Annotated in this window: 17 protein-coding genes; 10 read left to right on the top strand and 7 right to left on the bottom strand. The window is 44.0% G+C overall.

The genetic code is table 11. From position 1 onward, the window contains the following. The first annotated feature begins 86 nt into the window (after positions 1-86). On the top strand, positions 87-1,742 hold the full coding sequence (gene gpmI, locus AAEY79_RS08675) for a 2,3-bisphosphoglycerate-independent phosphoglycerate mutase (protein WP_025652824.1): 1,656 nt from the start codon (positions 87-89) through the stop codon (positions 1,740-1,742). Between the two features lie 259 nt (positions 1,743-2,001). Next, a complete protein-coding gene (locus AAEY79_RS08670; RefSeq protein WP_025652825.1) occupies positions 2,002-3,498 on the top strand; it encodes a S41 family peptidase in 1,497 nt (498 codons plus the stop codon). 187 nt (positions 3,499-3,685) lie between these two features. Here the strand turns inward: AAEY79_RS08670 and AAEY79_RS08665 are convergent, their stop codons facing one another. From AAEY79_RS08665 to AAEY79_RS08655, 3 genes are read right to left on the bottom strand one after another with little or no spacing between them, the layout of a single operon-like run. Beyond that, the gene (locus AAEY79_RS08665) at positions 3,686-5,398 is read right to left on the bottom strand and encodes a sigma-54 dependent transcriptional regulator (RefSeq protein ID WP_025652826.1); all 1,713 of its coding nucleotides are present in this window, start codon (positions 5,396-5,398) and stop codon (positions 3,686-3,688) included. Positions 5,399-5,401: 3 nt separating this feature from the next. Further along, positions 5,402-7,204: a PAS domain-containing sensor histidine kinase gene (locus tag AAEY79_RS08660; protein ID WP_025652827.1), complete on the bottom strand. Its 1,803-nt coding sequence runs from the start codon at positions 7,202-7,204 to the stop codon at positions 5,402-5,404. Between the two features lie 33 nt (positions 7,205-7,237). After that, positions 7,238-7,873 carry a response regulator gene (locus AAEY79_RS08655; protein ID WP_025652828.1) on the bottom strand — a complete coding sequence of 212 codons (636 nt, stop codon included), beginning with the start codon at positions 7,871-7,873 and terminating at the stop codon, positions 7,238-7,240. 400 nt (positions 7,874-8,273) lie between these two features. Here AAEY79_RS08655 and AAEY79_RS08650 point away from each other — a divergent pair, with 400 nt between their 5' ends. Together AAEY79_RS08650 and AAEY79_RS08645 are read left to right on the top strand one after the other, a co-directional pair. Next, positions 8,274-9,368, top strand: coding sequence for a serine hydrolase (locus AAEY79_RS08650; RefSeq protein WP_025652829.1), 1,095 nt, complete (start codon positions 8,274-8,276; stop codon positions 9,366-9,368). 91 nt (positions 9,369-9,459) lie between these two features. Beyond that, positions 9,460-10,128, top strand: a complete 669-nt coding sequence (locus AAEY79_RS08645; RefSeq protein WP_025652830.1) for a thiamine phosphate synthase — start codon at positions 9,460-9,462, stop codon at positions 10,126-10,128. Positions 10,129-10,402: 274 nt separating this feature from the next. On the opposite strand, the gene AAEY79_RS08640 is transcribed toward AAEY79_RS08645, so the two are convergent. Next, positions 10,403-10,732, bottom strand: a complete 330-nt coding sequence (locus tag AAEY79_RS08640) for a TraR/DksA C4-type zinc finger protein (protein WP_025652831.1) — start codon at positions 10,730-10,732, stop codon at positions 10,403-10,405. Between the two features lie 497 nt (positions 10,733-11,229). Here AAEY79_RS08640 and AAEY79_RS08635 point away from each other — a divergent pair, with 497 nt between their 5' ends. The 5 genes from AAEY79_RS08635 (at position 11,230) to ruvB (ending at position 16,411) form a co-directional block, all read left to right on the top strand. Next, positions 11,230-12,432, top strand: a complete 1,203-nt coding sequence (locus AAEY79_RS08635; RefSeq protein WP_025652832.1) for a phosphoglycerate kinase — start codon at positions 11,230-11,232, stop codon at positions 12,430-12,432. 293 nt (positions 12,433-12,725) lie between these two features. Further along, complete coding sequence (locus AAEY79_RS08630; protein WP_025652833.1) at positions 12,726-13,112, top strand: hypothetical protein; 387 nt, start codon at positions 12,726-12,728, stop codon at positions 13,110-13,112. A 370-nt stretch (positions 13,113-13,482) separates the two neighbouring features. After that, positions 13,483-14,517, top strand: coding sequence for a class II fructose-bisphosphate aldolase (gene fba / locus AAEY79_RS08625; RefSeq protein ID WP_025652834.1), 1,035 nt, complete (start codon positions 13,483-13,485; stop codon positions 14,515-14,517). Between the two features lie 103 nt (positions 14,518-14,620). Further along, positions 14,621-15,241 carry a Holliday junction branch migration protein RuvA gene (ruvA, locus tag AAEY79_RS08620; RefSeq protein ID WP_025652835.1) on the top strand — a complete coding sequence of 207 codons (621 nt, stop codon included), beginning with the start codon at positions 14,621-14,623 and terminating at the stop codon, positions 15,239-15,241. Between the two features lie 189 nt (positions 15,242-15,430). After that, positions 15,431-16,411, top strand: coding sequence for a Holliday junction branch migration DNA helicase RuvB (gene ruvB / locus AAEY79_RS08615; RefSeq protein WP_025652836.1), 981 nt, complete (start codon positions 15,431-15,433; stop codon positions 16,409-16,411). An 87-nt stretch (positions 16,412-16,498) separates the two neighbouring features. Here the strand turns inward: ruvB and AAEY79_RS08610 are convergent, their stop codons facing one another. After that, positions 16,499-18,157, bottom strand: coding sequence for an AarF/ABC1/UbiB kinase family protein (locus tag AAEY79_RS08610; protein WP_025652838.1), 1,659 nt, complete (start codon positions 18,155-18,157; stop codon positions 16,499-16,501). A 157-nt stretch (positions 18,158-18,314) separates the two neighbouring features. Between AAEY79_RS08610 and AAEY79_RS08605 the strand changes: the two genes are divergently transcribed. Next, positions 18,315-19,238, top strand: a complete 924-nt coding sequence (locus tag AAEY79_RS08605) for a WG repeat-containing protein (protein WP_025652839.1) — start codon at positions 18,315-18,317, stop codon at positions 19,236-19,238. Positions 19,239-19,264: 26 nt separating this feature from the next. Here the strand turns inward: AAEY79_RS08605 and AAEY79_RS08600 are convergent, their stop codons facing one another. Then, positions 19,265-19,960, bottom strand: coding sequence for an SCP2 domain-containing protein (locus AAEY79_RS08600; protein ID WP_025652840.1), 696 nt, complete (start codon positions 19,958-19,960; stop codon positions 19,265-19,267). A 141-nt stretch (positions 19,961-20,101) separates the two neighbouring features. Further along, positions 20,102-21,253 carry a bifunctional demethylmenaquinone methyltransferase/2-methoxy-6-polyprenyl-1,4-benzoquinol methylase UbiE gene (gene ubiE, locus AAEY79_RS08595; RefSeq protein ID WP_201567548.1) on the bottom strand — a complete coding sequence of 384 codons (1,152 nt, stop codon included), beginning with the start codon at positions 21,251-21,253 and terminating at the stop codon, positions 20,102-20,104. Between the last annotated feature and the right edge of the window lie 77 nt (positions 21,254-21,330).

Below are 21,330 nucleotides of genomic sequence, written 5' to 3'. Positions count from 1 at the left end.
AATTTCAAGATGTATGCTAATATAGACAACTTTCGACATCCTAATATAGCAGTATAGGCGTTCATTCACTTGAGGAGCGGTAATCTATGACCAGTACCCAGCAACAATCTGAATCTATTGACGACAATCAGGCGCAGCTTGATAGCAAGCAAGAAAGCGCACAGCATAAAAAAACACCGCATGTCTTAATGATATTGGACGGCTTTGGTCATCGTGAAGAAGACAAGGATAACGCCATTGCTGCGGCTAATATGCCGAATCTAGATAAGATCTATCAGAAATATCCGCATGGATTGATTTCGGCGTCAGGTGAAGATGTTGGTTTGCCAGATGGTCAGTTTGGTAACTCTGAAGTGGGACATATGAACCTAGGTGCTGGTCGTGTGCTATATCAAGACTCAACGCGTATCTCAAGTGAGCTTGCCAATCGCGAGTTCTATAAAAACGAAGCCTTGGTCGATGCCGTAAAAGCGGCGAACGAGCTTGGCGGCAATGTGCATATCATGGGCTTACTGTCTGATGGTGGCGTGCATTCGCATCAAGACCATATCGAAGGAATGTGTCATTCGGCGTTGGTACACGGTGCCAAAAACGTGTTTGTCCATTGTTTTTTAGATGGTCGTGATACGCCGCCTAAGTCTGCTGATAAGTATATCAATCGTCTGCGTGAGTATTTGAACAAGCTCAATGCCCATTATGAAGGTCGCGTACAGATTGCCAGTATCATCGGTCGCTACTATGCGATGGATCGTGACAATCGCTGGGATCGAGTACAGAAGGCCTATGAGCTTATTACGGAAGGTAAAGCTGATCGTCTATCTACCCGTGCTGATGGTGCTGTCCAAGCTGCCTACAAAGCCCGCGAAACTGATGAGTTTATCAATCCGACTACCGTGATCGAGAGCGGCGACACGCCTTATACTGTCGATGATAATGATGCACTTATCTTTATGAATTTCCGTGCTGACCGCGCCCGTGAGCTAGCGCAAGCGTTTGTGCTGCCAGATCATGAGTTTTCAGGTTTTGCCCGTCATAAGCAACCAAAGTTGGCGGCGTTTGTCATGTTGACCAAGTACTCAGACATTTTAGCTGATAGCCCGAAGACCAGTATTGCTTATTACCCAACCTCTCTGACCAATACGCTGGGTGAATATTTGCAAGAGCAAGGTAAAACGCAACTGCGCATAGCCGAAACTGAAAAATACGCGCACGTGACGTTTTTCTTTAGTGGTGGTCGCGAAGCAGAGTATAAAGGCGAGACACGTATTCTTGTGCCGTCGCCAGATGTCGCCACTTATGACTTGCAGCCAGAAATGAGCGCTCCTGAAGTGACCGATAAGTTGGTAGCAGCAATTGAGTCGGGCAAATATGATGTATTGATTGTCAATTATGCCAATGGTGATATGGTAGGGCATACCGGTATCTTTGAAGCAGCCGTGCAAGCGGTAGAGGCGTTAGATGTCTGTGTTGGCCGTATTGAGTCAGCAGTACGAGCAGCTGGCGGCGATATGCTCATTACCGCTGACCATGGCAATGTTGAGCAAATGCAAGACTACGAAAGTGGGCAGGTGCATACCCAACATACCACCGAGCATGTGCCTCTGATTTATATTGGTGAGCAAAAAGTACAAGTACGTAGTGGCGGTAAGCTTAGCGATATCGCACCGACCATCTTGTCATTGATGAATATCACTGCGCCAGAAGAAATGACGGGTGAAAACCTATTGATTCCAGTATCGTGATTCAGTCCTTCTGAGCTTTTCGTCTGTTAACTACTATGATGTTATCAGGGCAGATGAAGCGGTTAGTGCATGAAGAAAAAGGATAAAGAGCAAGGAAGGAAAGGGGAAGGGTATCTACGATCCTTCCCTTTTTTAGGATAGATTTTTAATCTATTTGCTCTAATCTTCGCTGCCTTCTTAATGCTACATTACAAGATATTATTCATCAATTGCCATATAATAACGTTGCATATTTTCTTTTTATTTAGGTGAGTTTTTTATGCATTCTATCTGCCTTAAGCGCTCATCAGCGTCTGAACGACTAAAAAAATCATCAATGATGACCGCATTGATAACGTCGACCGTCTTGAAACCCGTACTCATAGCCAGTTTCATAGGGTTGAATATCGCTGGCATGCAAGCACAGGCTGCTATAGATGACGAGAGCAGCCCGACGGCCAGTCTGCAGCTTATCAGTCTCAATGCTGATGAGTTATCGGTAGAAAATGATGCAGATGATTTGTCTGATATTGCCGATATGTTAGATGCTGCTGACGCGTCTGATGATGCAATAGATAGCGTTGCAGATGAAAGCGCTTTGACTGATGAAGCAGACGATATCAACACGGATATCCCCGCTGAAGTGGAACAAGTGTCACTGAATGCCATCTCTCCTGAGACTTTAAAGACGTTTGTGGCGGTCGTAGATTTGGTACGCCGTGAATATGTGGATACCGTCAATGACGAAGAGTTATTTAACAATGCGATGAGTGGTATGTTGACCAAACTAGACAGCCACGCTGAATTTTTGGATGCTGAGGCCTACGAAAACCTGCGCGCTTTTACCGAAGGGGATGTCGGCGACGTCGGCATCAAAGTGATGTATCGACCAAAGGCTGGCTATTGGGTGGTCACCGAGGTGCTTAATGACTCACCCGCAGATAAAAAAGGCATAGCAGTCGGTGATTACTTGCATCAGGTTGATGAGTTTAAGCTGGATGACGACAGACAAAGCAATGATGTCGAGCAGCTTTTGACCGGCATTGCAGGCACACAAGTGGATATTGTCACGTCTAAAGCGGGTCGCCGTAAGCATACTACGACGTTACAGCGTAACAATAATCATCCGCAAGTGATTGAGACACGTTTTGTAGACGGTCTGGCGGTGATTAAACTGCCTGCTTTTCAGAACAACAGTCGTGAAAAGTTGCTGCAAGGTCTCATTAGCCTAGAGTCTCCGGTCTCTGGCATTTTATTAGACATGCGTGATAATCCGGGTGGTGTTCTAACCTCTGCGGTGAGTGTGGCCAGCTTATTTATGGTGGACACCGATGTGGTACAAGTGAGAGGTCGCCAAGATGATTCTCGGGTTTTATCGACACAAGGCGCTGCGATACTCAAGCCATTGCCCGTAGTGGTGTTACAAAACCGCTATTCTGCCTCCGCTGCAGAAGTATTAGCAAGCAGCTTACAAGCACAAAAACGCGCCACTATTGTTGGTGAGGTGAGCTATGGCAAAGGTTCGGTACAGTCGGTGATACCTTTGAATGACGAGCAGGCTGTTAAGCTAACCGTGGCCAATTATGTGACGGCGGCAGGCAATAAGATAGACGGTATCGGGGTCGAGCCTGATGTCGCTTTATTAGGCAATGAGAATACTTGGGAGCAGCAGGCTCTGGATTTACTCAGGGCACAAGCACTGGCGTCGGGTATTCGCTTTGTGAGAAATTCAGCTGTAGAGGATAATACGCTCGAAGATCGGACAAATAAAAAATAAGTAGCTAACGATAGCTCTAAATATAATTGATACCACTCAAAAAAATTACAGCAGCAAAGGGAAAGGGTGCAAGTACTATGCATTGCATGCTAAGCGATTTTGACACGGCCAATCGTATTTTTGACGTTTGATATTACTTGTTGACCATCATATCGTTACGCTCAAAGCTGCTTATTATCTGCAAAAGTTAATCGGACTGATCTTCATCAATATCGAGCTTTTTCATACGATAGCGTAAAGAGCGAAACGTCGTTCCTAACAGTTCTGCGGCTTGCGTCTTGTTCCAGCCTGTCTGCTTAAGAGCAGTAATAATCAGATTTTTCTCTTGTTCTTGCAGGTAATGCTCTAGCCCTTTGGCAGGTAACTGACCTTCAAAACCGTCTTTAACTTCCTTTAAGCCATTTTGCAAACTGTCTTGTTCATCAAGCGCCGCGTGATTGCTCGTTAATTGCTGCTCTGTAGAATTGGCGACACTACGATTAGGTTCTGCGTTATTAGCCCTCGAACGCTGAATGGTTGAGGGATAATGCTGAGTAATGGTGCGATAAGGATGTAGATTGGTCTTTGTTTGCTCAGCACTATGCGCTGTTGAGGCTTGGCTGACTTCTTCTTTACTGCTGACAGATGTCATTGTTGGCTGGTCAGCTGATTTATGGTTAGATGTTGGCGTTGTATTATCAACTGCATTGGTATTTTGACTTTGCTGAGTATGAATCTCTTGATGAGTATCAAGTTCCGCTAGACCCAAATGGCTGACGTCAATGGTGCAGGTTTCTGCCAATGTCACAGCGCGCTCAAGTAAATTGCGTAGCTCACGGACATTACCAGCGAAATCATGGTGCTGCAAGCGCTCGCAAGCGGCCGCTGTCAATGAGGGCGGGGTGTCTAATTGCCATTCTTCTGCGATCATTGCCAAAAAATGCTTGGCTAAGACGGGAATATCATCACGGCGCGCATTAAGCGTGGGCAGCTTTAGTTCAATCACATTGATACGGTAGTACAAGTCTTGCCGAAACAGTCCATCTTGTACCAGTTGGTTCAAGTCTTTATGGGTCGCAGATAAGATACGGATATCGACGGGTACTTCTTTGGTATCACCGATGGCGCGCACGGTTTTTTCTTGGATGGCGCGTAGTAGTTTGACTTGCATTGCTAAGGGCAAATCTGCCACTTCATCTAAAAATAACGTGCCACCATTTGCTTGTTGGAACAGGCCTTGCTTATCAGCAACGGCTCCGGTAAAGCTGCCTTTTTTATGACCAAAAAACTCTGACTCCATGAGCTCTGAAGGAATCGCACCGCAGTTTACGGGTACAAAACTGCCATCTCGACGTGGGCTTAAATCATGGATCAGTTTGGCAACCACTTCTTTGCCTGTGCCCGAAGCTCCCGATAAAAATACTGGCGCTTGTGAGCGTGCCAATTTTAAAATAGTGTTTTTGAGTGGGTGCATGACAGCAGAGTCACCGATCAAACGGCTATCCAACATTTGCTGCTCGGGTGAGCATTCAGGTGTGGTTTCTGCTTCGTTATTTTGGTGAATGACCTTGAGCGCATTTTCGACCAACTGGCGTAAGCGTGGCAGCTCAAGCGGTTTATTGACGAAATCAAAAGCCCCTAACTTCAACGCTTCTATAGCCAAATCCATACTACCATGGGCAGTAATCACGGCTATTGGTGTACTAGAGTTATTGCTGATGTCCTTGACCAACTCTAGTCCTGAGCCATCCGGTAATTTGAGATCGGTCAAACAAAAGTCATAGTTGTTTTGCTGCCAGTAGGCGCGTGCCTGCGATAAGGTATAAGCCACATCGCTTTTGATCCCCATCTTGGTTAAGGTGATTTGCATCAAGCGGCACAAATCCACTTCATCATCAACGACTAGCGCGGTTACTGTCATACTTCATCTCATTTTATTATCGGCATCATTATCGACATCGATAGCAGGGGCAATCAAGCGAAAGCAGGTTTTTTGGAGTTCAGGAATATAGAGTAAACGAGCCTGATTGGCTTCACAGAACGCCTGCGATAAATACAATCCCAAACCTGTTCCGGCTTTGTCAGTAGTGAAAAACGGATTGAATAAATGCTGTAAATCACTGGCATTAACGCCCATACCACCATCTAAAATATCGATTATAACATCGTTATCGGCACAATAAATTTCGATTTCCACAAAAGCATGAGGGTGAGCGTAGCTACTGTGACGTAGACCGTTGTTGATTAAATTAATTAATACTTGTTCTAACTGGTGCGTATCGAATGAGATAGTGGATTGACTATGGACACGCAAAAACACGTCATGATCTCGAAAATAATTGTCCAAAAACACCGGCAACCACTCAGCCAGTAGAATCGATTGCTGATTAGCGGTCTGTTGGCGCGACAGTTTTAAGATGTCTTCAATAATACGGTTGACGCGTTTGGTTTGCGCAAAGATCATTTTATAAAGCTCGTGATTGCCTGTTATATCGCTGTCGGTAGCAGCTGTCGGCGCTACTAAGGGCTCAAGAGTAGAGCTGATAGTATTGTTATTATGATCGGCGGCCTTCTTCTCACCTTCTTCGACATCTTCCATCAGTAGCTGACTGGCCTGTGAAATAGCGGCGAGCGGGTTTCTGATTTCATGAGCGATACTGGCAGTCAGTTGCCCAAGCGAGGCAAGCTTTAACTGTTGAGCGCTGGCTTGCTCACGGCGCAAGTCTTCTAGCAGGATAAGCTTGCTGTTATCTTTTAGCGGGATAATCTGTACGCGTAGCTTGCCGACGACAGAGGCATTTGCGACGGCAGGCAATTCATAAACAAAGCTACGTGATTGCCCTTCAGCGACCGATAAACAAGCATCAAGAAGTTGCAGATGCTGTTCTCTGAGCTGCTGCTGAAAGTCAGCAAGAAGGGCGGCTTCGAGGTTGTTTTGCTCATAACTTAAATGACTAGGCGTATCAATCAGAGACGCCAGCGGAGGATTGGGGATACTGAGTAGCTGATGGGCGGCTAGGTTTGCCAATACAATCTGCTGTCTATCAATCACTATGACCCCATTGACCATTTGGGTGATGACTTCTTGATTGATTACATTCAGTCGTTCGACCTCTTTGGCATGATGCGCGGCGACTTGTTCGACTTGTACCAAGCGCTGGGAAATAGACCAGCTCAAAATTCCTACTGCCAAAAAGCTTGCTGACATCAGCAAGGCATCGCCCAAATTTTCCAAGCTCATGCTATTGGCAATGGCATAAAAAAACTGCTGGTAAATAACAAAAATAATGGCGAGTAAGGTAATGATGAGCGCTTGCGAGCCATGCAGTAGCATGAAGCTGGCGGCAACAACGACCATATAAAGCATGGTGAGCTGTAAATCAGGAGCGCCATTGGTATACAGCAAAAGGCTCAAAATAATGACGTCTAATACCAGTCCAAAACCCAGCTGACGCCGTAAATGCTTGGTGACTACATAAAATAAGCCAAGCAAAATCAGACTAATAATGACATAAAAACTCAGCGCCGTTTGCTGCAATAGACTTGGCAGTAATAAGCCATTATCAGCTTTGACCGTCACATACACCATCAGCATAAAAAACAGGCTAACGATAAATCGATAACTGCTATAGATCAGTCCCAATCGACGTAACTGCGGTAGCGGCAGCGTTTCATCTTGCTGAAGATAATGGGTAATGACAGAAACGGCTCTGAGCGCAAATTTCATAAATTGGCCGTAATAAAAAGAGTATTAAGGGGTCTACGGTTGAATGAGACCATGACGAATAGCGAGATGGGTCAACTTCACATCACTATCAACGCCGACTTTTTCATAAATGCGATAGCGATAGGTATTGATGGTTTTGACACTCACAAACAACTGGTCGGCAATTTGCTGAGGACTTTGGCAATTAACCACCATCATCGCCACTTGTTTTTCGCGGTCACTCAACAAGTCAAAAGGTGAGTTGGCATTATCTGACAGTAAAACGTCAGCCAACTGTTCGGCGACATCTTGGCTAAAATAACGCCCGCCTTGATAGATTTTTTTGACCGCGCGTATCATCTCATCAAGTGGTGTGCCTTTAGTGATGTAACCATTGACGCCCGCTTTAATCAACATAGATGGATATGGTTGCGCCGACATACTACTAACGGCCAAAATCTTGATGCCCAAATCCAGCTGAATTAAGCGCTTAGTTGCTTCAAGCCCGCCGATATTGGGCATATTAACGTCGAGCAAAATTACATCGGGGTGCAGCTGTTTGGCCAGTTTAATCGCCATATCACCGCTGTCAGCTTCACCAACGACCTCGATATCAGCACTGTCTGCTAGCATACGGCTAATACCCATCCGCACTAAATCATGATCATCTACTACTAATACTCGTATCATAGTTGTACTCTTTGCTGTCTATCAAAATGAAGGTTGCATGGTGAACGTTAAACCATCTGAAGCAATCTGTATATCTGTAAGAACAATCGAGATTTTTATTATTTTATAATAGGATTTGCAGAGCAATTATTTTTATCCTCTACTATCATCATATATTGCTCTAGTGTTAATTAATATTGCTAGAATCTAATTTAAATGTAGCAAAATTTCAAGCAGGTTAAAAAATACTCATCTAATTGATTTAGTAGATTAAACTTAAATGCAAACCATGATACACTAAAAATACAAAAACTCTATGTGAGTACCTACAAACATAACCACAAACGCTACGTACGTTGTTGCTATTAGTTAGTCTGTAACTGATTATCTATTGAATAGCAGCGCGACAGCAGGGGGAAGAATGAAGCTCTTACCATTAACCAAACAGCAGCTAGTTGTTGCTATGATTTCATTGAGTCTGGGCAGTATTGCGCAAGCTGCACTTACGATTAATGGTAGCGCTGATACTGGCTCTAGTGCTCGTATGAGTTGGGGCGGTGCTGATAGCTTGTCTGAAGCACGTAATATCATGTATAAGTCTAATGATTCGACCATTAAAAAAGTCGATAATGGCTATGGCACGACCAATATTACGAACAGTAAGACCAGTAGTTTCGGTAGCAGCAACAACAGCTATAATAACGCCAATAGCTATAACACCACTTATCGCGGTAGCTTTGGCAGCAGCAGTATGATTCCGATTAGCACTGACTCGCGCAGTGTGGCGGTGATCGATGCCGAAACTGGTGAATCTATTTACGAAAAAAATGCCGACGTCGCCCGCCCTATGGCGAGTATCACCAAGCTAATGACGGCGATGGTGGTGTTAGATGCTGGTCTTGATATGCGTGAAGAGATTACCCTAGATCCTGAAGATTTCGTCGGTCCAAAACGCGCCAGCTCAAACCTTAAATCTGGCGATCGTTTGAATCGTGCTGAAATGCTATTAATGGCATTGATGAAATCAGAAAACCCTGCTGCCAAAAGTCTCTCGCGTAACTATCCAGGCGGCTATGATGCCTTTATACGAGCGATGAACCGTAAAGCGCAAGAGCTTGGCATGACGACGGCTTATTTTGGTGATCCAACGGGTCTCGATAAACGTAATGTGGCTTCGTCAAATGACTTGGTAAAAATGGTACGTGCTGCTGGTAACTATGATGTAATCCGTCGCTTCTCTACGACTAAGAGTTATGACTTTTACGTGGCCAATTACTCAAATGGTAACCGTACTTATAAAGCCAACAATACCAGCTCTCTAGTCCGTTCAGGCGATTATCCAATTGGTATCTCAAAAACCGGCTTTATTAATGAGGCAGGTCGTTGTGTGGTAATGGAAACCCGTGTGAATAACCGTCCTGCTATTATTGTCATTTTGGGCGCAAACAGCTCAGCGACGCGTTGGGGTGATGCCAAAAATATCCTAAACAGTTTGGCGACTCGCCGTACAGTGTAAGCGGATTGGTTTAGTGGGTATAAAGAGGCTGTTATGTAATGTAACGGCCTTTTTATTGTGTTGAATTTAGGACGTGTCCTAGGAAAATTATATGACTCAAGCATCGATTATCACACCAGCACCAAAGCTATACTTATTGACCAATGATGATGAGTTTGCGCTGCTGTATCGCAAATTAAAAGCAGCATTAGCGACAGGGTTTATCGGGCTGTTACAAATTCGTCGTAAGCAAGTCCTGTCATTGCCTGATGGTGACGCACATTTATACGAAGAGGCTAGACAGATAGCTGAGTTGGCTAAAGCATACAATGTGCCAGTCGTCATCAATGATGATATCAAGCTGGCTGCCAAGCTTGGCGTTGGGGTTCACTTAGGGCAAGAAGATGGTGAAATTAAAGATGCCAAGCAAGATCTATTAGCAGATCAAATTATTGGTCGCACCTGTCATGGCAATGTAGAGCTGGTAAAAGGAGCGCACGCTGCTGGCGCCAGTTATGCTGCAATGGGTGCAGTATTTGCCTCTACGACCAAACCTAAGGCAGACGTTATTTCGCGTCAGCAGCTGGTCGATGGATGTCAGCAGGGTATTGCACTATGCGTCATAGGCGGCTTGACTGCAGAAAATATCGTTGAGCTGGCAGGTTTGCCGATTGCTTATGTGGCAGTAGTAGGGGATATTATGGATTTGCCAGAGCATAAAATAGCTGAGCGTTGTCAACAGTGGCAGCAGGCGCTCAACGTCTGGAGTGCGCCTGCTTAGTAACAGGTGGTGGGTATAATTACCGAGTGAGTGCTTAAAGGTTTCTTAAATAGTTTCATTGTTCATTAGCTTTTAAGCTAGGGCGTGTCCTCATTTTAAAAATGGTGATAAAAATGAGGTAAATTGCAGTCAAACAAGGAAAATAGTGCAGATAATATCGAGATATTACCTAGCTATTTGACGATGTTTGGCAAGATTTAACCATTTTTAGCCCATTTAGATTGCTATCGGTTGAATTGAGGACACGCCCTAGGAATATCGCTAAAAAAAGACGTTATTTGGCATGATCCATACATAAAGTAGCGTAGGGCAGTGCTTCCAAGCGTTGCTCTTCAATCAGTTTGCCACATACCTCACACTCACCATAAGTGCCATTTTCGATACGGCTCAAGGCATTTTCGACATAGACTAAATTTTGGCGCGCTTCATCTCTCAGACTTTGGCGCATATCGTTCTGACGATAGGAGATGGCTTGATCTTCCCAATGCTCGTTAAGGTCATCTTGTGGGTTTTGGATATGATCTTCTATTTTATCAATCCTTGTTTCATATTCTTTTTTAAGCTTTAACAAGTTTTGCTTGGCATTATTGACATCAATAGTCATTTTATTCTCCTGAGGTTATTGTTATTGTTATTGTCGAGCGCAATTATTATAAAATTGTTATAAATAGGCACTTTATTATAAAGCGTCTTTCTATCATAAACAGCCTGACTATTAAGTACCACCACGAAATGTTACTGACTTTTAAAGTACTTAAAACGAACTTCAGGTAGCAAGCGCGCGATATGGCTGCCGCAGTATCCAGTTAAGGTAAGCACTATCGCAATCTTTAGGTTTTCACAGTTTTTATGTCGCTACAGTCGCCAAAATTTATGGCAGTTCCTTGTGAGCAATCGTTAGAAAACTGGTAGAATACACCGCTTTTGAAGATTGTCAGACCTATTTTATAAACTAACATGAGCAAAGCCAGCCGATAGAAGAGATACGATTATAAGAAATGGCTGGTCATACCCCTTTTCGAAAAATCATTGAATGAAAAACCATTGAATAAAGCCATAAAACGATTGATTAACAGACAGACTGATGCATAGGAGCAGGTAATGAATTTTTTGCGTATGAGTGAGCTTGATTTAAAAGAGAAGGTTGTATTGATTCGAGAGGATCTCAATGTGCCTATTAAAGACGGCAAGGTTACGAGTGCAGCTCGCTTGCAAGCAAGTTTACCTACGATTAAAATGGCGTTAGAAAAAGGCGCGGCGGTGATTGTCTGCTCACATCTCGGTCGGCCAACCGAAGGAAGTTTTGAATCGATCTACTCTCTAGCACCTGTTGCTGACTATTTAAGCGACAAATTGGCCGCGCCCGTTAGTTTAAACACCGACTATCTGACTCAGGGTGTTTCAATCAAAGCAGGTGAAGTGGTACTACTAGAAAACGTGCGCTTTAATAAAGGCGAGAAGAAAAACGATGCCGATTTGGCGCACACTTATGCAGATTTGTGCGATGTGTTTGTGATGGATGCTTTTGGTACTGCTCACCGTGCACAAGCGTCAACGGAGGGTGTGACCCAAGCGATGCATCAAGCCGACAAGACAGTCTGTGCAGGACCATTATTGGCCGCTGAGCTTGATGCCTTGAGCTTAGCGCTTGAAACGCCAGCGCAACCGATGCTAGCCATTGTTGGTGGCTCAAAAGTATCTACCAAGCTAGAAGTACTACACAGCTTGGCAGAAGTGTGCGCCCAAATTATCGTTGGTGGCGGTATTGCCAATACTTTCTTAGCAGCACAAGGTCATAGTGTTGGTGCGTCTTTATATGAAGCAGATTTGCTCGATACCGCTCGTGACATTATGACTAAAACTGAGATTTTATTGCCTGAGTATGTTGTTGTCGCTGATAAAAATGAGATCGATTTTGCTGACTTTACTGGCTCATTACAACAAGCCACTGCTACCATCAAGTCAGTTGATGCGATTGGCGACAATGATATGATATTAGATATCGCTCCAGAAAGCGCCAAGCAATTGGCTGAGGCTATTACTAATGCAAAGACCATTTTGTGGAATGGTCCAGTGGGGGTTTTTGAGGTGGATGCTTTCGGTCATGGGACGCAAATAGTGGCAGATGCAGTCAAAAATAGTCAAGGTTTTTCAATCGCTGGCGGTGGTGATACTTTAGCTGCTATCGATAAATATCAAGTAGCCGATGGCGTGAGCTATATGTCAACGGGTGGTGGTGCCTTCTTAGAGTTCGTAGAAGGCAAGGTATTACCTGCCGTTGCTGCATTACAAATTAGAGCATAACTGCTTAACGATACTTCAGCAATTGAGTAACATTAGATGTACAACCTATGATGAGCATCTAAGTTACTCTATAAAAAGTTAGGCTATAAAAATAATAGGGTGACTGTGGTATTTGTCTTATCATTCTTGTTTAACTTGCTAGTATGAAAGCACTAAGTACGAACAGGCACGGATTATTATTAAGTAGTAATTATTTGTTTCTATACTGAAAATTATTATTGCATGTCTAATTTGCACTCTATAAAATAGCGCAAATCATGTATTTGACATGCTTTATTTACGAGAGGTTTATTATGTTAAAACGCCATTTATTACTTGCTAGCGTACTTGCTGGTACTTTTGCAATCACTGCATGTAGCCAAGAAACGCAAGACAAAACTGAAGCTGCTGCTGAGTCAGCGGGTGATGACGCTGCTGCTAACACTGACGCTGCCGCTGCCGAAACAGAAGCCGCTGCTGCTGAAGCTGAAGCTGCTGCACAAAATGCTGGTGCTGAAGTCGCCGAAGGCGCTGATAATGCTGGTGCCGCTGCTACTGATGCACTAGCAAATACTGGTGAAGCGGTTGTGGTAGGCGCAAATGAAGCCGTATCCGCTACTGCTGGCGCGGTTGCTGATGGTGCAGCTGCTGTTGAAGATAAAGCCAGTGAAAATGCCGTAGAAGCAGAACAACAGTACTAATTAGTAGTTTTGATTTTAAGCATTGGTTATAAATACCAGTTGCTATATAAGCCCTCAAAATATTTAGAAAGCTTTGGTAATCGCCAAGGCTTTTTGCGTTGTATCGATTAATAAATTTAAACATCCAATACCGTGAATAATTCGTGAACCCAAACCTGTCATCTCAATAAATAGTCGTGCAACCGCTACGAAGCACGATCAAAATTTGCTATAATCGGCGCGTGCTAATTGCTAATCAAAATCCTGCATTTTTTCCCACCCGTTCTATAGTGCTGCTTGTCGATTTAACGACCTTGCAGCGAGGATAGAACACTTGTAATCACCACATAGTTACAAGTATTTATTTTAAAATCTAATCAGAGAGCGTTTTATGGCCTTAATATCGTTACGTCAACTTCTAGATCATGCCGCTGAACACAACTATGGTGTTCCTGCTTTTAACGTCAACAACTTAGAGCAGATGCGTGCAATTATGATGGCGGCCGACGCCTGTGACTCACCTGTCATCGTCCAAGCCAGTGCTGGAGCACGTAGTTATGCAGGGTCGGCGTTTTTACGTCATTTGATTATCGCAGCTATCGAAGAGTGGCCACATATCCCAGTAGTGATGCATCAGGATCATGGTATGTCACCTGCTATTTGCCAGCGCTCAATTCAGCTTGGCTTCTCATCAGTGATGATGGACGGCTCGCTCGGTGAAGATGGCAAAACGCCAATGGACTATGATTATAATGCCAGCGTGACTCGCGAAGTCGTCAAGATGGCACACGCATGTGGCGTGTCGGTAGAAGGCGAAATTGGTTGCTTAGGTAGCCTTGAGACCGGTATGGCAGGCGAAGAAGACGGCTCTGGAGCAGAAGGTATATTAGATCACGAGCAGCTATTGACTAGTGCTGATGAAGCTGAGCAGTTCGTTAAAGACACCAACGTTGATGCGCTAGCCATTGCCATTGGTACCAGTCACGGTGCGTATAAATTCACGCGTCCACCGACGGGCGATATCTTATCCATTGAGCGCGTAAAAGAGATTCATGCCCGTATCCCTAACACCCATTTGGTCATGCATGGTTCGTCGTCAGTGCCGCAAGAGTGGCTTAAAGTCATCAATGAAAATGGCGGTGATATTGGTGAGACTTATGGTGTACCGGTTGAGCAAATCGTTGAAGCGATTAAGCATGGTGTCCGTAAAGTCAATATCGATACCGATTTACGTTTGGCATCAACAGGTGCAATCCGTAAATTCTTAGTAGAAAACCCAAGCGAATTTGATCCCCGTAAATACTTTAAAGCGTCTATGGTTGCGATGTCAGATATCTGTACCAATCGTTTTGAAGCTTTTGGTTCTGCTGGTCAAGCACATAAGATTCGCCCTATTAGTCTTGAAGGTATGGTCGATTTTTATTAGTAGATTTGACGTTAAAAAGTACTTATCGAATAAATGATTATTGAGATATTTCGTTCTGCAGCTGGCTGAATTTTATGATAATTCTTATAAGAGGTAGTGGGTTATGATTGGATTGATTAGCGGACAAGTGCAGTATTTGATGGCACCGACTGCCTGTGTCATGACCACCTCTGGTGTCGGCTATGATATTGAGCTACCGCTACCGTCATTTTGCCAGTTGCGTCTCAACGAGCAGGCGAGCATTTGGACGCATTTTCATGTGCGTGAAGATGCGCAGCTGCTTTATGGTTTTATCGATCGTAAAGAGCGCGATGTCTTTCGTCAATTGATTAAAATAAATGGCGTTGGCGCAAAAATGGCATTAGCCATGCTATCGGCAATGTCAGCTGCTGAGCTAAAAATGCACGTCGAGCAAGAGTCAGAGACGGCATTAACCCGTATCCCGGGTATTGGTAAAAAGACAGCACAGCGCCTATTGATTGAGCTAAAAGATAAGCTGAAAAATATTGAAGTCGATAGCGGTCATTTAGAGTTTGCTATGCAACCTGCTGAGGTGTCTCACGAGGGCAACATCATCGCTGAGGTTGAAGGCGCTTTGATCAGTCTTGGCTATAAAGAAAGAGAAGCTCAGCAAGCGATTAAAGCTGCTAAAAGTAATGGCGATACCTTTGCCGATACCCAAGGTTTGCTAAAAGCCACGTTGCAACAGTTGTCAGGCTTTTAATTCATTTAGCTCACTACTATTATTAACTATAAATAACTCTTAAATAGATAAGCGACATTCATTGTCGCTTATTTTTGTTTTAGGCTGTGCTTTATTTAGTGGCTGCTTTAAGATGTTTTGCATGACTTATGCGTAGCGTTTGGTTATGCTATTTATACCTAATTTTTTAATATAATGATAAAACATATGATGCAAGATCGTTTGATTAATCCATTCGAGGGGGCAGGTGATGCGCCTGACTCCAATATTCGACCGGCATTATTGGCTGAATACATTGGTCAGCCGGTGGTGCGTGAGCAGATGGAAGTTTTTATTGGTGCGGCACGTGGTCGTGGTGAGCCATTGGATCATACACTGATTTTTGGTCCACCAGGTTTGGGTAAAACCACGCTTGCCAATATTATTGCTCGTGAGATGGGTGGTAATCTGCGTTCTACCTCAGGGCCAGTGCTTGAGCGTCCAGGTGATTTGGCAGCGATGCTGACCAATTTAGAAGAAGGTGATGTCCTATTTATCGATGAAATCCATCGTTTGAGTTCGGTCATTGAAGAGATACTGTATCCAGCGATGGAAGATTTTCAGCTAGATATTATGATTGGCGAAGGGCCGGCGGCGCGTTCTATCAAGCTTGATTTGCCGCCCTTTACTCTAGTTGCGGCAACCACCCGAGCAGGTCTGCTGACGTCGCCATTGCGTGATCGTTTTGGGATTGTGCAGCGCTTAGAGTTTTACAATATAGCTGACTTGACGACGATTGTGAGTCGTGCCGCCCGCTTGATGCGTGTACCGATGAGTGAAGACGGGGCGGTAGAGATCGCGCGCCGTGCACGTGGGACGCCAAGGATTGCCAATCGTTTACTGCGCCGTGTGCGTGATTATGCTGAAGTGAGAGGCGACGGTAGTATCAATGGTGCGATTGCGGGTAGTGCACTCGATATGCTGGCCGTTGATAGACGTGGTCTTGACCATCTGGACAGACGTTATATTGAGATATTACACGAGCGTTTTGATGGTGGTCCAGCTGGCGTTGAAGCAGTCGCAGCGGCTATGGCTGAGGATCGCGGTACGCTCGAGGATGTGATTGAGCCATACCTCATTCAGCAAGGTTATGTATTACGTACGGCGCGTGGTCGGGTATTAACGCAGATGGCGATTGATCAAATGCTTTAATAATGAAAACAAAATGCGCCTACTTTTAATTTAAATCATTAAAAGTAGGCGCATTTTTTATGAAGGATATAAAGCTCAAAAATATGCTTAAGCTAGAACCCGCCAAATAACGACAATCATAGCCAATAAATAAAAGATAGGCGCAAACCAACCGACTTGTGTAGCGATGGCAATAAACACGGCAAAACCTGACAGCGCTAGCCAATCACGGCGACGATCATTAAGCATGTCAGCGCGTATCTGCTGTATTTCTCGCAGCTGACTGTCTTGGCGCGACCCTTGTGAGGCAAGGCTTTGTAGACCTTGATCTAGTAGCTTAGGAATATCAGTCGTTGATAATAAAATCTCTGGCAACTGCTGGCGTAAGTGTTGCAAGTTACGCATCGGATCGAGCTGCTCTTTAATCCAGCTACTTAAAATGGGCTTGGCGAGCGACCAGATATCAAGGTCAGGATATAAATCACGACCAAGTCCTTCGACATGCACCAAGGTTTTAAGTAGCAGCATTAATTGCGGCGGAATACTCATATGGTGGCGACGGGCGATATCTAAAATCTGCATTAACACACCAGCAAAGTCGATATCATTAATAGATTTTTGCAGCATCGGGCCGACAGTACGTTTCATATCGCGCATTAAAGCATGCTTATCGGTATTGGGCGGTATCCAACCAGCACGGCTGACGATATCAACCATCGCCGTAAAGTTGTTATTCATTACCGCCAACAGCATACGCGCGACGATAAGCTGATCGTCTTTTGATAGCGTACCCATTATGGCGCAATCAAGACCAATATAGCGTGGCTCATGACCCAAATCCACCGCTGCCATATCTGCAGTGAGTGTTTTGACTGGCGGCGTTTCTACAAAGACATTACCCGGATGCATATCGGCATGAAAAAAGTTATCGCGAAATACTTGGGTAAAAAATATCGTTAAGCCTTTCTTTGCCAATGCTGCTCGGTCATAACCAAGCTTATCAAACACCTCAACTTGCGAGATAGGGACGCCTTGAATACGCTCCATCACCATCACATTTTTGGCAGCATCATAAACTTCAGGCACATACATTAATGCTGAACCCAAGAAGTTATTGCGCATTTGGGTGGTATTATCTGCCTCTAACGTCAAGTCTAGCTCGTTAAGCATGACTTGACGATAATCCTCAACAATATCGATGATATGTACGGCACGCGCCGCTTCAATACGAGCGGATGCCCAGCTTGCCAATTCACGTAGTAGCTCAAAGTCAGAAATAATCGTGGTGCGGATATCGGGACGAACCACCTTTATGACGACTTCACGACCATCATGCAGGGCGGCAGTGTGTACTTGGGCGATAGAAGCAGCCGCTAGCGGTTTGACATCAAAGCGTGCGAACAATGTGCCAATAGACTGCCCAAGACCATGCTTAGGGTCTTGGATTTGGGTAATGGCCACATCAGAGTTAAATGGTTTAACCTTGTCTTGTAGCTGAACCAGTTGAGCGATGATCTCAGGCAGCACCAAATCACGACGTGTTGACAGTAGTTGGCCTAATTTTAAAAACAGCGTACCCATGTCCTCAAGCGCATATTTAATCGCGTTTGGCTGATGCTTTTTACCCCAAGCGGCTGGATGCAAGCGAATTAAACGTGCTAAAGGTTGCAGCTGTGGCGCCTCTTCAATAGAAAAGTGCGTATCAATGCGATATATTGCGGCGATACGCCAAAGCTCAAGTAAACGGGCGCGATGGGATAATAGCATGGGCAAAATTACTCTAAGTAAATTTAAAAGATATGATCAAACTAGATAAATTTTAGAGGTAATACTATCATGGTAAAGATATTTTAAGAATGGCTGAGCCTTATATTATTCATTTAGGGCAGATTGGGTCTGTCAAAAATTTCTATAAGGATTTAAAGTGAAAATAAATAAACTATGGTTGCCACTCTTGACAGTGATTTTCATTAATCACGCTGCTTTTGCGTTTGAGTGTGATTCACCTGAAAAAGAGATTTTTGAGACTACAGATTGTCTATATTCCGGGCGTGCCATAGTTATGGATGATAAAACGCAAAAAGTTGGATTTGTAGATGAAAAGGGAGAGGTAGCGATCCCGCTTATTTACGATGATGGACATAGATTTTCAGAAGGCCTAGCCTCTGTCTATTTGAAAGGAAGAGTTGGTGTAATCAATACTTTAGGAGAAGTCGTTGTCCCATTTAAGTATGATCGTATTACTCTTTTTTCAGAAGGGTTTGCATCCATTTATTTTAAAGGGAAAGCCGGTATAATCAATAATTTGGGAGAGATTGTTGTTCCCTTTGAGTATGATTATATCGCTCCTTTTTCAGAAAGATTAGCTGGGGCGAAAAAGGGTAAGAAAATGGGGTATATTGATTCAATGAATAATATAGTAATCCCTTTTACTTATGACCAAACAGATAAGTTCTCAGAAGGCTTTGGGTCAGTCAAGCTGAATGATAAGTGGGGCTTTATTGATAGAGTAGGCAAAGTAGTAATCCCCATAAAATTTGAAGGACTAGGTGATTTTCAAGAAGGTTATGTCGCTTTATTAACCAACAACAAGTTTGGGTTTGTTGATACAAAAGGAGACGTTGTAATCTCTCCGAAATATCAATATGCTTTCAGATTTTCAGAGAGCTTAGCGAGAGCAAGTATAGATGATAAATGGGGTTATATTAATAAGTTGGACGACATAATAATACCTTTTAAGTATGATTATGCCACCGACTTCAAAAATGGATTAGCTACGGTTACTGTAAATGAACAAAAATTTATAATTGATAAAATGGGCAAGATTATAGAAAAAGACAATAAATAGTAAATTCGTTATAAAATAATAAAAGACTACTCGTTGCCCTTAAGCTTTTCCTGCTCTATTCTAATGGCAGCAAGTTTGGCCTCTTCACGTTCGACATCAGCCCGCAGCTTTAAAAGCTGCTGTTTAAGGTCGTTGACTTCTGCCGCTTCAACTGGATCAGGCACACTATTGCCCGCCACATCATTGGCCCAATCGCTGACATCATTAAAAGCACGTTTGGCACTATGACGCCAGCTGCCTTTGAGTTGGGATATGAGTAGATGCAACTGACTGGCCATTGGCTTACCGATAAATGGCTCAAGCTGTCCTGCCACATCTGGGTCAAAGCCTGCGACCAACTGCTTTAGCTGCATCAGCACTTTATAGTCACCAGCGATTGGCAAGTTGCCCTCAGTGCCGCGCATCAGATTGAGCAATTGCGCTGGATTGTCTACGGTAATGGTACAGTCTGGACGACTATGACCGATCCGGGCGCGCTCCATACTGGCTTGTTGGCGCTCGTTCATACGGCCGCTCGGCTCAAACACGCTGTCCGTCGTCACCGGCTCAAAACGCAAACGCTCATGGGTGAATAGAATATCCAAACGAATTTCAGGCATTGCTATATTCAGTCGCAATACTTTGCCAGCAAGCGGTGCCAATCCTGATTTGGTAATCTCATCACTCGCAATGGCAAGGTTAATCAGCTTTTCGGCACCTGCCAAAAGTAGAACAGTCAGCATAAGGCTCTCGCATGTTTGGTTGAGCGCCATAAGCCTGGCGCATATTTCAATATTGGCTGTTATGACTAGGATTAAACGCCTGCCTAATGACAGACGTTTTTACATTATGAAGAAGCTTGTTTGTATAAGCAGCTTTTAAAACTATGCTTTAAAGCCGCGATGGACCGCAACGATACCAGCCGTCAAGTTATGATAATCACAATTCTCAAAGCCTGCTTGCTGCATCATTTGCTTTAGCGTCTGCTGATCAGGGTGCATACGAATAGATTCAGCCAAGTATTGATAGCTCTCAGCATCATTGGCAATCAGCTTGCCCATAATCGGCAAAGCCGTAAATGAGTATAAATCATAGGCTTTTGATAATGGCTCAAACACAGGTTTTGAGAATTCCAAAATCAATAAACGACCGCCTGGCTTTAGCACGCGGTACATAGATTTTAGAGCAGCATCTTTGTCCGTGACATTACGCAGACCAAAGCTGATAGTTAGCAGATCAAAGCTATTATCGTCAAATGGCGCTAATGTTTCAGCGTTTGCTAAGACAAAATCGACGTTATTGCAGCCAGCATTAATCAAGCGCTCACGACCAACTTCTAACATCGCAGCATTGATATCAGATAACACGACTTTACCGTTGCGACCGACTTCACGACTAAATACTTTGGCCAAATCACCCGTACCACCAGCGATATCGAGTACATGCTGACCCGCACGTACGCCTGACAAGCTAATCGCATAACGTTTCCATAAGCGATGAATACCAAATGACATTAAGTCATTCATAATGTCGTATTTTTTGGCGACTGAGGTAAAGACATCAGCAACGCGCGCTTGCTTTTCTGCTTTATTGACCGTTTTATAACCAAAATGCGTTTGCTCATTACCATCAGTATCAGGCGTATGCGGATTATTGATGTCATCACGCTGGTTAAAAAGTGTTTGTTTGGCAGTTTGTGCTTGCGCTGAAGTGTTGCTTGCGCTGTCATTCAACGTATTATTAGCGTTGGTGGTATGGTTTGGCATAGTCGTTTGTTGACCTTGTGGGGTTCCGGTTGGTAAGTTTTGCACTTGCGTAAAGTCATTACTTTTACTTTTTTTGACGCTAGCATCAATACTCGTATCAGTCGTTGCATTAGGCACAGGACTTTGACGTGCTTTTACTTGAGCGGTGATGTTTTGACTGTGAGTGATGCTGTCTCTGACCAATTTATCTTGCAGCTGACCATTAATCGTGGTGTTGAGCGCTGGCTTTTGGTCAGAGGGAGTAGTGTTATCATTGGTATTATCGGTCATAGCATTATCCTGTTATTCACTTTTATGATTATTTTTTGAGATACTTTTTCGATTATATATTGTTTCTGTTAACGAAT

Source organism: Psychrobacter sp. GW64-MNA-CIBAN-0177 (assembly GCF_040309585.1).
Classification (GTDB): domain Bacteria; phylum Pseudomonadota; class Gammaproteobacteria; order Pseudomonadales; family Moraxellaceae; genus Psychrobacter; species Psychrobacter okhotskensis.
This window is presented reverse-complemented; position numbering and strand designations above follow the sequence as displayed.

What these genes read in the sequence shown, in the direction of transcription:
- AAEY79_RS08635 (WP_025652832.1), top strand. Translation starts at nt 11,230, where the DNA reads ATGAATTTTTTGCGTATGAGTGAGCTTGATTTAAAAGAGAAGGTTGTA.
- AAEY79_RS08645 (WP_025652830.1), top strand. Translation starts at nt 9,460, where the DNA reads ATGACTCAAGCATCGATTATCACACCAGCACCAAAGCTATACTTATTG.
- AAEY79_RS08670 (WP_025652825.1), top strand. Translation starts at nt 2,002, where the DNA reads ATGCATTCTATCTGCCTTAAGCGCTCATCAGCGTCTGAACGACTAAAA.
- ruvA (WP_025652835.1), top strand. Translation starts at nt 14,621, where the DNA reads ATGATTGGATTGATTAGCGGACAAGTGCAGTATTTGATGGCACCGACT.
- fba (WP_025652834.1), top strand. Translation starts at nt 13,483, where the DNA reads ATGGCCTTAATATCGTTACGTCAACTTCTAGATCATGCCGCTGAACAC.
- AAEY79_RS08610 (WP_025652838.1), bottom strand. Translation starts at nt 18,157, where the DNA reads ATGCTATTATCCCATCGCGCCCGTTTACTTGAGCTTTGGCGTATCGCC.
- AAEY79_RS08655 (WP_025652828.1), bottom strand. Translation starts at nt 7,873, where the DNA reads ATGATACGAGTATTAGTAGTAGATGATCATGATTTAGTGCGGATGGGT.
- AAEY79_RS08630 (WP_025652833.1), top strand. Translation starts at nt 12,726, where the DNA reads ATGTTAAAACGCCATTTATTACTTGCTAGCGTACTTGCTGGTACTTTT.
- AAEY79_RS08600 (WP_025652840.1), bottom strand. Translation starts at nt 19,960, where the DNA reads ATGCTGACTGTTCTACTTTTGGCAGGTGCCGAAAAGCTGATTAACCTT.
- ubiE (WP_201567548.1), bottom strand. Translation starts at nt 21,253, where the DNA reads ATGACCGATAATACCAATGATAACACTACTCCCTCTGACCAAAAGCCA.
- AAEY79_RS08640 (WP_025652831.1), bottom strand. Translation starts at nt 10,732, where the DNA reads ATGACTATTGATGTCAATAATGCCAAGCAAAACTTGTTAAAGCTTAAA.
- AAEY79_RS08665 (WP_025652826.1), bottom strand. Translation starts at nt 5,398, where the DNA reads ATGACAGTAACCGCGCTAGTCGTTGATGATGAAGTGGATTTGTGCCGC.
- AAEY79_RS08660 (WP_025652827.1), bottom strand. Translation starts at nt 7,204, where the DNA reads ATGAAATTTGCGCTCAGAGCCGTTTCTGTCATTACCCATTATCTTCAG.
- gpmI (WP_025652824.1), top strand. Translation starts at nt 87, where the DNA reads ATGACCAGTACCCAGCAACAATCTGAATCTATTGACGACAATCAGGCG.
- AAEY79_RS08650 (WP_025652829.1), top strand. Translation starts at nt 8,274, where the DNA reads ATGAAGCTCTTACCATTAACCAAACAGCAGCTAGTTGTTGCTATGATT.
- ruvB (WP_025652836.1), top strand. Translation starts at nt 15,431, where the DNA reads ATGCAAGATCGTTTGATTAATCCATTCGAGGGGGCAGGTGATGCGCCT.